Source organism: Vibrio iocasae, assembly GCF_042245395.1.
In the GTDB taxonomy this organism is placed as follows: Bacteria; Pseudomonadota; Gammaproteobacteria; order Enterobacterales; family Vibrionaceae; genus Vibrio; species Vibrio iocasae.
The window spans coordinates 517,835-530,628 of record NZ_CP145311.1 but is presented as its reverse complement, the minus strand read 5'-3'; the positions used below and the strand labels follow the sequence as shown (position 1 = coordinate 530,628).

Below are 12,794 nucleotides of genomic sequence, written 5' to 3'. Positions count from 1 at the left end.
CGGAAAACTGATGTTAATTAACTGTTCTATACACATTCAACGTTCTTATTCGAGTCCACAAAACCCTTTGGGTGTTGTATGGTTAAGCCTCACGGGCAATTAGTACAGGTTAGCTCAACGCCTCACAACGCTTACACACCCTGCCTATCAACGTCGTAGTCTACGACAACCCTTTAGGACACTTAAAGTGCCAGGGAGAACTCATCTCAAGGCTCGCTTCCCGCTTAGATGCTTTCAGCGGTTATCGATTCCGAACTTAGCTACCGGGCAATGCCATTGGCATGACAACCCGAACACCAGAGGTTCGTCCACTCCGGTCCTCTCGTACTAGGAGCAGCCCCTTTCAATTCTCCAACGCCCACGGCAGATAGGGACCGAACTGTCTCACGACGTTCTAAACCCAGCTCGCGTACCACTTTAAATGGCGAACAGCCATACCCTTGGGACCGACTTCAGCCCCAGGATGTGATGAGCCGACATCGAGGTGCCAAACACCGCCGTCGATATGAACTCTTGGGCGGTATCAGCCTGTTATCCCCGGAGTACCTTTTATCCGTTGAGCGATGGCCCTTCCATTCAGAACCACCGGATCACTATGACCTGCTTTCGCACCTGCTCGAATTGTCATTCTCGCAGTCAAGCGGGCTTATGCCATTGCACTAACCACACGATGTCCAACCGTGTTTAGCCCACCTTCGTGCTCCTCCGTTACTCTTTGGGAGGAGACCGCCCCAGTCAAACTACCCACCAGGCACTGTCCTCACCCCAGATAATGGGGCTAAGTTAGAACATCAAACATACAAGGGTGGTATTTCAAGGATGGCTCCATGCATACTGGCGTACACACTTCAAAGCCTCCCACCTATCCTACACATGTAGGCTCAATGTTCAGTGCCAAGCTGTAGTAAAGGTTCACGGGGTCTTTCCGTCTAGCCGCGGGTACACTGCATCTTCACAGCGATTTCAATTTCACTGAGTCTCGGGTGGAGACAGCGTGGCCATCATTACGCCATTCGTGCAGGTCGGAACTTACCCGACAAGGAATTTCGCTACCTTAGGACCGTTATAGTTACGGCCGCCGTTTACCGGGGCTTCGATCAAGAGCTTCGACCTAAGTCTAACCCCATCAATTAACCTTCCGGCACCGGGCAGGCGTCACACCGTATACGTCATCTTACGATTTTGCACAGTGCTGTGTTTTTAATAAACAGTTGCAGCCACCTGGTATCTGCGACTCTCGTCAGCTCCATCCGCAAGGGACTTCACCAATAAGAGCGTACCTTCTCCCGAAGTTACGGTACCATTTTGCCTAGTTCCTTCACCCGAGTTCTCTCAAGCGCCTTGGTATTCTCTACCCGACCACCTGTGTCGGTTTGGGGTACGATTCCTTACAATCTGAAGCTTAGAGGCTTTTCCTGGAAGCATGGCATCAATGACTTCACTACCGTAGTAGCTCGACATCGTGTCTCAGCCTTAAAAAGAGCCGGATTTACCTAACTCTTAAGCCTACGCACTTGAACCTGGACAACCGTCGCCAGGCCCACCTAGCCTTCTCCGTCCCCCCATCGCAATTGTAAGAAGTACGGGAATATTAACCCGTTTCCCATCGACTACGCCTTTCGGCCTCGCCTTAGGGGTCGACTTACCCTGCCCCGATTAACGTTGGACAGGAACCCTTGGTCTTCCGGCGTGGAGGTTTTTCACCCCCATTATCGTTACTCATGTCAGCATTCGCACTTCTGATACCTCCAGCAAACCTTACGATTCACCTTCAACGGCTTACAGAACGCTCCCCTACCCCGCAATCAAAGATTGCAGCCGCAGCTTCGGTTTATTACTTAGCCCCGTTACATCTTCCGCGCAGGCCGACTCGACTAGTGAGCTATTACGCTTTCTTTAAATGATGGCTGCTTCTAAGCCAACATCCTAGCTGTTTTAGCCTTCCCACATCGTTTCCCACTTAGTAATAATTTGGGACCTTAGCTGGCGGTCTGGGTTGTTTCCCTCTCCACGACGGACGTTAGCACCCGCCGTGTGTCTCCCGGATAGTACTTACTGGTATTCGGAGTTTGCAAAGGGTTGGTAAGTCGGGATGACCCCCTAGCCTTAACAGTGCTCTACCCCCAGTAGTATTCGTCCGAGGCGCTACCTAAATAGCTTTCGGGGAGAACCAGCTATCTCCAGGTTTGATTGGCCTTTCACCCCTAGCCACAAGTCATCCGCTAATTTTTCAACATTAGTCGGTTCGGTCCTCCAGTTGATGTTACTCAACCTTCAACCTGCCCATGGCTAGATCACCTGGTTTCGGGTCTATATCCAGAGACTGAACGCCCAGTTAAGACTCGGTTTCCCTACGGCTCCCCTAAACGGTTAACCTTGCCACTGAATATAAGTCGCTGACCCATTATACAAAAGGTACGCAGTCACCCCACAAAGGAGGCTCCTACTGCTTGTACGTACACGGTTTCAGGTTCTATTTCACTCCCCTCACAGGGGTTCTTTTCGCCTTTCCCTCACGGTACTGGTTCACTATCGGTCAGTCAGGAGTATTTAGCCTTGGAGGATGGTCCCCCCATATTCAGACAGGATATCACGTGTCCCGCCTTACTCGATTTCACTGAAAATGGTTTGTCGGTTACGGGGCTATCACCCTTTATTGCCATGCTTTCCAGCATGTTCACCTGAACCATTAAAAGCTTAAGGGCTAATCCAATTTCGCTCGCCGCTACTTTCGGAATCTCGGTTGATTTCTTTTCCTCGGGGTACTTAGATGTTTCAGTTCCCCCGGTTCGCCTCATTAACCTATGTATTCAGTTAATGATAATTGCTTATGCAATTGGGTTTCCCCATTCGGAAATCGTAGACTCAAGTGGCTTTTACTGCCTTATCTACGCTTATCGCAAGTTAATACGTCCTTCATCGCCTCTGACTGCCAAGGCATCCACCGTGTACGCTTAGTCACTTAACCATACAACCCCAAAGAGTTTCCAAGAAACCTTTAAGATTGTTCAATCAAACAACCAAAGTTGTCTGCAATTTTTATACATGATGCAGACTCGATTTTGCCGGACTCAAATTCCAAGAACACTTGAATGTGTGTTGGTACCTAAATCATAAAGACTTAGGATTTGAGAACTTTTAATTGAATAACAACGCATATCTAAAGATATGGGGATTGTTGTTATTCGTCAGCTTTCCAAATTGTTAAAGAGCAAAGATTTACTTTCTATTTAAAGAAAGAAACCATTTCAAAGTACACTTAAGCAAATGTGCTTTAAGATGGTGGAGCTATGCGGGATCGAACCGCAGACCTCCTGCGTGCAAGGCAGGCGCTCTCCCAGCTGAGCTATAGCCCCATCTAGTGGTGTTGCTTATTTTGCTTTAAGCAAAAATTGGTGGGTCTGAGTGGACTTGAACCACCGACCTCTCGCTTATCAGGCGAACGCTCTAACCACCTGAGCTACAGACCCACGTTTGCTTCTTTTCTAAACTTTCTAAACCTAATCAATCTGTGTGAACACTCATCAATGCACAATCTATATCGTTAAGGAGGTGATCCAGCCCCAGGTTCCCCTAGGGCTACCTTGTTACGACTTCACCCCAGTCATGAACCACAAAGTGGTAAGCGTCCCCCCGAAGGTTAAACTACCTACTTCTTTTGCAGCCCACTCCCATGGTGTGACGGGCGGTGTGTACAAGGCCCGGGAACGTATTCACCGTAGCATTCTGATCTACGATTACTAGCGATTCCGACTTCATGGAGTCGAGTTGCAGACTCCAATCCGGACTACGACGCACTTTTTGGGATTCGCTGACTCTCGCAAGCTAGCAGCCCTCTGTATGCGCCATTGTAGCACGTGTGTAGCCCTACTCGTAAGGGCCATGATGACTTGACGTCGTCCCCACCTTCCTCCGGTTTATCACCGGCAGTCTCCCCAAAGTTCCCACCCGAAGTGCTGGCAATTAAGGATAAGGGTTGCGCTCGTTGCGGGACTTAACCCAACATTTCACAACACGAGCTGACGACAGCCATGCAGCACCTGTCTTACAGTTCCCGAAGGCACACCTGCGTCTCCGCTGGCTTCTGTAGATGTCAAGAGTAGGTAAGGTTCTTCGCGTTGCATCGAATTAAACCACATGCTCCACCGCTTGTGCGGGCCCCCGTCAATTCATTTGAGTTTTAATCTTGCGACCGTACTCCCCAGGCGGTCTACTTAACGCGTTAGCTCCGAAAGCCACTCCTCAAGGGAACAACCTCCAAGTAGACATCGTTTACGGCGTGGACTACCAGGGTATCTAATCCTGTTTGCTCCCCACGCTTTCGCATCTGAGTGTCAGTATCTGTCCAGGGGGCCGCCTTCGCCACCGGTATTCCTTCAGATCTCTACGCATTTCACCGCTACACCTGAAATTCTACCCCCCTCTACAGTACTCTAGTTAACCAGTTTCAAATGGCCTTCCGAGGTTGAGCCCCGGGCTTTCACATCTGACTTAATTAACCACCTGCATGCGCTTTACGCCCAGTAATTCCGATTAACGCTCGCACCCTCCGTATTACCGCGGCTGCTGGCACGGAGTTAGCCGGTGCTTCTTCTGCAGCTAACGTCAAATGATGAGCGTATTAAACTCACCACCTTCCTCACTGCTGAAAGTGCTTTACAACCCGAAGGCCTTCTTCACACACGCGGCATGGCTGCATCAGGCTTGCGCCCATTGTGCAATATTCCCCACTGCTGCCTCCCGTAGGAGTCTGGACCGTGTCTCAGTTCCAGTGTGGCTGATCATCCTCTCAGACCAGCTAGAGATCGTCGCCTTGGTGAGCTCTTACCTCACCAACTAGCTAATCTCACTTAGGCGTATCCGATAGCGTGAGGCCCGAAGGTCCCCCACTTTGCTCCGAAGAGAGTATGCGGTATTAGCCATCGTTTCCAATGGTTATCCCCCTCTACCGGGCAACTTCCTAAGCATTACTCACCCGTCCGCCGCTCGACGCCCTTAACGTTCCCCGAAGGTTCAGTTAAGTCGTTTCCGCTCGACTTGCATGTGTTAGGCCTGCCGCCAGCGTTCAATCTGAGCCATGATCAAACTCTTCAATTAAAGTTTTTGTGGTCTTGCGACCGGCTCAATGAATACTGACTTCAAAACTACATAAGTAATTTCAAAGCTATTATCGTTCCAACAGAACGATAATGAATTGACTGTGCCGAATAACATAAAGTTATTTCGCTTGGTCACTCAGTTCATTGATAAATCTTTTAGATTATCATCAACGAGTGCCCACACAGATTGATAGGTTTAAATTGTTAAAGAGCATTGTTTTGATGACGTTCTTGTTACAGAACTCTCAAAACGGACGGCCATTTTAGCGAGATAAGTCTCAGTGTCAAACACTTTTTTCAACTTTATTTCTCAAGGCTTTCAGTCCTCTTTGCCACTCGAAGTTTTGATGACTTCTTCGTGACAACGGAGGCGCATTATAGGGAGAAATTAGGTTTGCACAACCCCTATTTTTAGTTTTTTTATAAAAAAGGAGTTGTTCGATTAGATTTCAGTCAATTTGATGTAAAAAGGGGCATTTAAGCCCCTTTTATTGCTACTTATCGTCTGAAAACATTTGGTGAGCAATGATTCTATCGTTATTCACTAACAGTTGTATTGGCTTCTCCGCATCAACCTTGCCAGCCAATATCGCTTTCGCAAGTGGATTCTCTACGCTCTGTTGAATCGCACGCTTTAATGGCCTTGCACCATAAACCGGGTCAAAACCTACCTGCGCAATCAGATCCAGAGCCTTTTCAGAGATCTCCAATTGATATCCATTTTCAGCCATTCGTTTAGAAAGACGGTGTAGCTGTATAGAGGCTATCGACTTAATGTGTTCTTGTCCTAGAGGATGGAACACAACACTCTCATCAACTCGGTTCAGGAATTCTGGACGGAAATGCTTGGTCACCACGTCCATCACTTCATTCTTTATACCCTCGTAATCAAGATGCATAAAGTTTTCCTGTATACGAGAAGAGCCAAGGTTAGAAGTCATGATAACCACTGTGTTTCTGAAATCGACTGTTCTGCCCTGTCCGTCAGTTAATCTTCCATCATCTAATACTTGAAGAAGAATATTGAATACATCCGGATGCGCTTTCTCCACTTCGTCCAGAAGAATGACTGAATAAGGTTTTCTTCTCACCGCTTCAGTTAAGTAGCCGCCTTCTTCATACCCAACATAACCAGGAGGCGCTCCCACAAGACGAGCCACTGAGTGCTTTTCCATAAACTCTGACATATCGATACGAACCATAGCGTCTTCACTATCGAACATAAAATTAGCCAGGGTTTTACATAATTCCGTTTTACCCACACCTGTTGGGCCTAAGAATAGGAAGGAGCCGATTGGTTTATTCGGATCTGACAAGCCAGCGCGACTTCTTCGAATCGCATTGGCTACAACCTCTACTGCTTCTTTCTGCCCAACAACACGCTTATGCATGACCTCTTCCATACGAAGCAGCTTCTCTTTTTCGGCTTCCAGCATTTTAGATACAGGTATACCCGTCTGCTTGGAAAGTACTTCTGCTATTTCAGCATCAGACACCTTGTTTCTAAGCAAAGTCATTTCATGCATTTCAGCCTGAGTCGCTAAATCAAGCTGCTTTTCTAGTTCCGGAATTCGACCATACTGAAGTTCAGACATACGGTTAAGGTCGCCAGCTCTTCGGGCGATATCCATATCCATTCTTGCCTGTTCTAATGCCGTTTTTATATGCTGGGTACCGGAGAGTGCAGCTTTTTCTGCATTCCAAACCTCTTCAAGCTCGGCATATTCTCGCTCTTTCTCAGAGAGTTCTTCATTCAGTGTTTCAAGACGCTTAGTACTTGCATCATCAACTTCATTAACCAACGCCTGTTGCTCAATCTTCAGCTGGATAATTTTTCGCTCAAGTTTGTCTAGTGACTCCGGCTTCGAATCGATTTGCAAACGGATGCTTGATGCCGCTTCATCAATAAGGTCAATGGCTTTATCTGGCAGTTGGCGATCTGAGATATAGCGATGAGAAAGACTGGCTGCCGCTACAATAGCCGGATCAGTAATCTCTACATGATGGTGAAGTTCATATCGCTCTTTTAGTCCACGCAAAATAGCAACGGTATCTTCTACCGTTGGTTCATCAACAATGACTTTCTGGAAACGACGCTCAAGCGCGGCATCCTTCTCTATATATTGGCGATACTCGTCTAAGGTTGTCGCACCCACACAATGAAGTTCACCGCGTGCCAATGCAGGTTTTAACATATTACCCGCATCCATCGAGCCTTCACCTTTACCTGCACCAACCATGATATGAAGCTCATCTATAAAGAGGATGATGTTTCCCTCTTCCTTAGAGAGTTCGTTTAAAACTGATTTCAAACGCTCTTCAAACTCACCACGATATTTCGCACCAGCCACCAGCGCACCAAGATCCAGAGACAGTACTCTTCTATTACGAAGACCTTCTGGCACTTCATTGTTAACGATGCGTTGTGCCAAACCTTCAACAATGGCGGTTTTACCTACACCTGGCTCACCAATAATGACCGGGTTATTCTTGGTTCGACGTTGAAGGACCTGAATAGTACGTCTAATCTCGTCATCACGACCAATAACAGGGTCAAGCTTCCCCTGCTCTGCTCTTTCGGTCAGGTCTATGGTGAACTTTTCTAATGCCTGACGTTTTTCTTCCGCGTTAGGATCATCAACCTTCTGACCCCCACGCACCTGCTCGATAGCCTGAGCAACTTTTTCTTCAGATAACCCAAACTCTCGAAGTAAATCTCCAAGCGGGCCTTTATCTTCTATTGCAGCTAACAGGAAAATTTCTGATGAGATGTAGGTATCTTGTCTCTTTTGAGCGACTTTATCGCAAAGATTGAATAGCACACCCATTTGGCTGGATAGCTGAACCTCACCACCAATACCGCTTACCTTTGGTAAACGATCAAGCATCTCGGATAGCTTTGAACGAAGCTGAACCACATCAACACTTAACATGGTTAATAGTGGCCTGATCGTAGAACCATCCTGATTAAGCAGTGACACCATCAGGTGTACCGGTTCTATATACTGATGGTCACGACCAAGAGCCAATGACTGAGCATCAGAGATGGCAAGCTGAAATTTACTGGTGAATCTGTCTAATCGCATAGTAACCCCGAAACATCGTGAGAGATGAATATACTCAAGTAACTTATGCTAGAAAGATGGATACGAAAGGGATTTTTTTCAAGGGGATGAGGTGCGAAGAAGATGTTCTGCACCTCAAAATCAGAAGCCGTTTTACTCAATCCAGATAAACGTAGCCTGACGACCGGTTACACCATCCCTACGATAAGAGTAGAAACGATCTGCATCATTATAGGTACACAGCCCGCAATCATAGACGGACTCAACACCAATCGAGTTTAACCTTTGAGCCGCCAGTACAGACATATTGGCCCAGTACTTACCATCGCCTTTTTCTACAAAACCTTTAACAGCATTTGGATCATGTTCAACAAAAGCTTTCAGTACATCTTCGCCTACTTCAAAAGCATCTGGGCCGATAGCAGGGCCAAGCCATGCCATCACTGGTTTATCAAACAGCTTTACCGCATTCTCCACAATGCCACCAGCCAACCCACGCCAACCGGCATGGACAGCAGCAACCTGAGTACCTTCAATATCGGTTAGCAACACAGGCAAGCAATCCGCGGTCATCGCGCTACAAACCACACCTTTAGAAGTTGTCGTTGCTGCATCGGCATCGACAACTTCTGAGGTTGGTGCTGTCATATTAGCGACAACTGTTGAATGTGTCTGATTCAACCATACTGGAGCAGATGGCATATCATTAGCTTCAATTAAACGCTGACGATTCGCTTCAACATCATAAACACTATCCCCCACATGCATTCCCAGATTTAAGCCTTGGTAAGGCCCCTGAGAAACACCACCATCACGAAGTGAACTAAAGGCTTTCACATTAGCTGGTGCTGGCCAGTTTGGGAGGATAATGTCCATATTTACTCTTCCTCTTTATTGAGCTGAGTGTCTTCTCGAAGTGCTTCTGCCATTGCCACCATATCATCCGGTACCGGAGCGTGGAACTCCATCTCTTCACCAGTAATTGGGTGTTCAAACTTCAGCATTACCGCATGAAGAGCCTGACGATCGAAAGAGCGAATCATCTGTGTTAACTCTTCAGATGCGCCTCTTGGTATACGAGCACGACCACCATAAGCGATATCACCAAGTAGCGGATGCTGAAGATAAGACATGTGTACACGAATCTGATGAGTTCGGCCTGTTTCAAGACGAAGTCTGATACGTGTGTGTTCGCGGAAATGCTCAGCAACACGATAATGTGTTACCGCTGGTTTACCCAATTCGTTAACAGCCATCAAGGTACGCTTAGTTGAGTGACGACCAATAGCCTTATCAACCATACCACCCGCGGTCATTTTGCCAATCGCGATTGCTTCATACTCACGCGTAATATTTCGTTTCTGAAGCGCACGAACTAGTCGGGTTTGTGCTGGTACTGTTTTCGCTACCACCATCAAACCTGTAGTGTCTTTATCAAGACGATGCACGATACCTGCACGAGGCACTTCCGCAATTGCAGGGTAATGGTGCAGTAACGCATTCAAAACTGTGCCGTCAGGAGTACCAGCACCAGGGTGAACAACAAAGTCTCGAGGTTTATTGATAACAATGATGTCATCATCTTCGTAAACAATATCCAGAGGAATATCTTGCGCTTCCCAACGCTCTTCATCTTCAAGCTCAGCCTGTAGCGTGATAACTTCACCGCCCATCACTTTGGTTCTTGGTTTGGTAACAACGGTTCCATCCACCTGAACTTTACCGGCTAATAGCCACTCTTTTAGTCTTGAACGAGAGAAATCTGCAAATAACTCTGCTATTGCCTGATCTAATCGCTGACCAAGTTGACTATCTTTTACGGTACTGGTTAATTCTATCTGCTGTGCCATATCGAACTTTTTTTAAAACTATGAGACTAATACCAAGGCTCTAACTGCATAATATGAATATTGGCATTGGTATATTTCTCGAGACTATGGAAAAATACGCCACTATTCTATCCGTTAACTACACAGAAGTAACGGCAACAGAACATTTATTTATATCTGAGGAATAAACTCCTGACATGAAATACCGCACTTTATCCAGCTTGCTCGCATTATCCCTGTTGTTTGGCTGCTCCAGCAGTGAAGAAGTTGTACCTGATATCCCAGCAGCAGAACTGTACTCAGAAGCTCAAGATGCTTTAAGAAGTGGCAACTGGTTTTCCGCCGTAGAAAAGCTGGAAGCACTGGATTCACGCTATCCATTTGGTGCGTACTCTGAGCAGGTGCAACTGGATCTTATTTACGCATACTACAAAAATAACGATCTTGCATTGGGTCTTGCGACCATCGAACGTTTTATTCGTCTAAACCCAACTCACTCTAAAATTGATTGGGTGCTATACATGCGTGGCTTGACCTATATGGCTCAGGATCGCAACTGGATGCATGATATCTTCAATACTGATCGTTCAGATCGAGATCCTGAACCAGCAAAATCTGCTTTTGCTGATTTCAAACGTCTATTGCAGAGATATCCGAATAGCCCATATGCTGCCGATGCAGAAAAACGCATGGTTGCGCTAAAAAACAGACTGGCAAACTACGACCTGGCAACAGCAGACTTCTATTTAAGACGAGAAGCTTGGATCGCTGCAATCAATCGTTGTCAGGAAATCCAAAAGACCTACCCGAACACACTCGCGGCGAAGAAATCGCTCGAGATTCAGTTAGAAGCCTACAAGCAACTGAAACTGGATGATGCCATAGCACGAACAGAAGAGTTAATTGAGCTGAACCCTTTATAAGCTATCGCATGAGTCATCAAAAAGCCGCTTTCAAAGCGGCTTTTTCTTTTTATACAAACATTTGCGTATCCTTTCACATATTTACCTATTACCTTCGAACATTAAATATACCCAGTAAATCTTCATCTATAATTGCTTAATAAAACATCAACATGGATCGTTGTATGAATAAGCTATATCACTGGCTGGTCATTTTTGTCCTTATGCCTTTGAACTCCCTTGCCTTAGAACTGAGCCCATTAACAAATTCTCCTTATATTGGTGACTTTGACGTCCTAGAGAAAAAGGGAGGCATCAGAGTTCTGATTTCTGCCGACCTCGGTTTTTATTACATTGAAGGTGGCAAACCAAAAGGGATGTTAGCCGAACTTCTCTACCATTTTGAAAAACAGCTAAAACAGAAAAGCAGTTACCTGCACCTTCAGGTTATCCCTGTAGAACGAGATGCTTTAATTCCTTCTCTAATCTCTGGTCATGGTGATCTTATTGTTGCCAATCTGACGGTTACTGATAAGAGAAAGAAACAGATTGATTTCAGCACTCCGATGCTAACAGGAATCAACGAGTATCTTGTCACCCATAAAGACGAGCCGGCTATCACGACATTAGAGCAGCTAAGTAGTAAAGAAATCTGGATTCGTGCCAGCTCGAGTTATTTTGAACATATTGAAAAAGTAAACCGACTTTTGAATGAAGCTGGATTCCCTCCAATGAATGTGCATTTTCTGGAGGAGGCACTTCAGGATTATGAAGTTATTGATATGGTTAATCAGGGACACATTTACTCGACCGTACTAGACAGTCACAAAACTGAGCTATGGTTAGGAGTGATGGACAATATAAAGGTACACAAAGATGTACCACTTCACTACGAAGGTAAAATTGCCTGGGCCTTTAGGAAAGAAAGTCCAGAATTAGAAAAGATCGTTAACAACTACCTGAAAACCGCTAAATCTGGAACTCTGTTAGGCAATGTTCTTTACGAAAAATATATCGAAAAAACTAACTGGCTTTCCAGAGCACTTAACCCTGGTAAAGTCGAAAAGATGCATACGCTTTCAAGCCTATTCAAAAAATACGCCGAAGAATATGAGTTTGACTGGCTGATGCTTTCTGCACAGGCGTTTCAGGAGTCAGGATTCGATAATCGCAAGGTGTCTCATAAAGGGGCTGTGGGTATTATGCAGGTACTCCCATCGACTGCGAATGATCCTAAAGTGAACATACCGGATATCAAAGAATTGGAAAATAATATTCACGCGGGAACTAAGTATATGCGTTGGCTACAGGATCATTACTTCTCTGGCGACGAAATAACAGAGAAAAACAAAGTCTATCTCTCTCTAGCGGCATATAACGCTGGGCCAGGAAATATAAGGAAGATGAGAAGGCTGGCGGAAAAGCATGGTTATGACCCAAACATCTGGTTTAAAAATGTAGAAATCATAACAAGACGAAATATCGGTCGAGAACCCGTTCACTACGTAGCAAACATCAACCGTTATTACGTTATCTACAAACAAATGAATGAGCTCAGTCAATTGAGAGCAGAACAAAATGCAGCTTTAGTGGAGCTGGTATTGCCTGATGAGGATTAGATTTGATTGAAAAAAGAGCTGCATTGAAATCACAATGCAGCTCTTTTTTTGCATTCATAACAGAGTAATTTAAATAGGATCTATATCACACTTTATAAGTGCACAGAAATTAGCCAGCCTTACTCTGAGGCACTAAAAAATCCCTAAAAACAGATTATTTTCAGTACGCTACTTCTTACCAATGTAACGGGATTTAAATGTTCTACAAGCTTTTTCGTACAAAAATATTGGCACTTTTTGTTACAGATCACATTTGTCTTTTTGCCTTTGAATACGCCTA

Annotated in this window: 5 protein-coding genes, 2 tRNA genes and 2 rRNA genes; 2 read left to right on the top strand and 7 right to left on the bottom strand. The window is 45.6% G+C overall.

What is annotated here, in order from left to right:
* Nucleotides 1–78: 78 nt before the first annotated feature.
* From SNR28_RS11985 to rluD, 7 genes are all read right to left on the bottom strand, one after another.
* Nucleotides 79–2,968 (bottom strand): 23S ribosomal RNA (locus SNR28_RS11985).
* 312 nt (nucleotides 2,969–3,280) lie between these two features.
* A tRNA-Ala gene (locus tag SNR28_RS11980) sits at nucleotides 3,281–3,356 on the bottom strand.
* 37 nt (nucleotides 3,357–3,393) lie between these two features.
* Nucleotides 3,394–3,470: transfer RNA gene (locus SNR28_RS11975), tRNA-Ile, on the bottom strand.
* Nucleotides 3,471–3,545: 75 nt separating this feature from the next.
* Nucleotides 3,546–5,097: ribosomal RNA gene (locus tag SNR28_RS11970) — 16S ribosomal RNA — on the bottom strand.
* The 16S and 23S rRNA genes sit together here with 2 tRNA genes alongside, the layout of an rRNA operon.
* Nucleotides 5,098–5,593: 496 nt before the next feature.
* Complete coding sequence (gene clpB, locus SNR28_RS11965; protein WP_375752690.1) at nucleotides 5,594–8,185, bottom strand: ATP-dependent chaperone ClpB; 2,592 nt, start codon at nucleotides 8,183–8,185, stop codon at nucleotides 5,594–5,596.
* A gap of 132 nt (nucleotides 8,186–8,317) precedes the next feature.
* Complete coding sequence (pgeF, locus tag SNR28_RS11960) at nucleotides 8,318–9,040, bottom strand: peptidoglycan editing factor PgeF (protein WP_375752689.1); 723 nt, start codon at nucleotides 9,038–9,040, stop codon at nucleotides 8,318–8,320.
* A 2-nt stretch (nucleotides 9,041–9,042) separates the two neighbouring features.
* A complete protein-coding gene (gene rluD, locus SNR28_RS11955; protein WP_375752687.1) occupies nucleotides 9,043–10,014 on the bottom strand; it encodes a 23S rRNA pseudouridine(1911/1915/1917) synthase RluD in 972 nt (323 codons plus the stop codon).
* Nucleotides 10,015–10,190: 176 nt separating this feature from the next.
* Here rluD and SNR28_RS11950 point away from each other — a divergent pair, with 176 nt between their 5' ends.
* A complete protein-coding gene (locus SNR28_RS11950; RefSeq protein WP_375752686.1) occupies nucleotides 10,191–10,916 on the top strand; it encodes an outer membrane protein assembly factor BamD in 726 nt (241 codons plus the stop codon).
* 164 nt (nucleotides 10,917–11,080) lie between these two features.
* Nucleotides 11,081–12,514: a transglycosylase SLT domain-containing protein gene (locus SNR28_RS11945; protein WP_375752684.1), complete on the top strand. Its 1,434-nt coding sequence runs from the start codon at nucleotides 11,081–11,083 to the stop codon at nucleotides 12,512–12,514.
* Nucleotides 12,515–12,794: the final 280 nt, after the last annotated feature.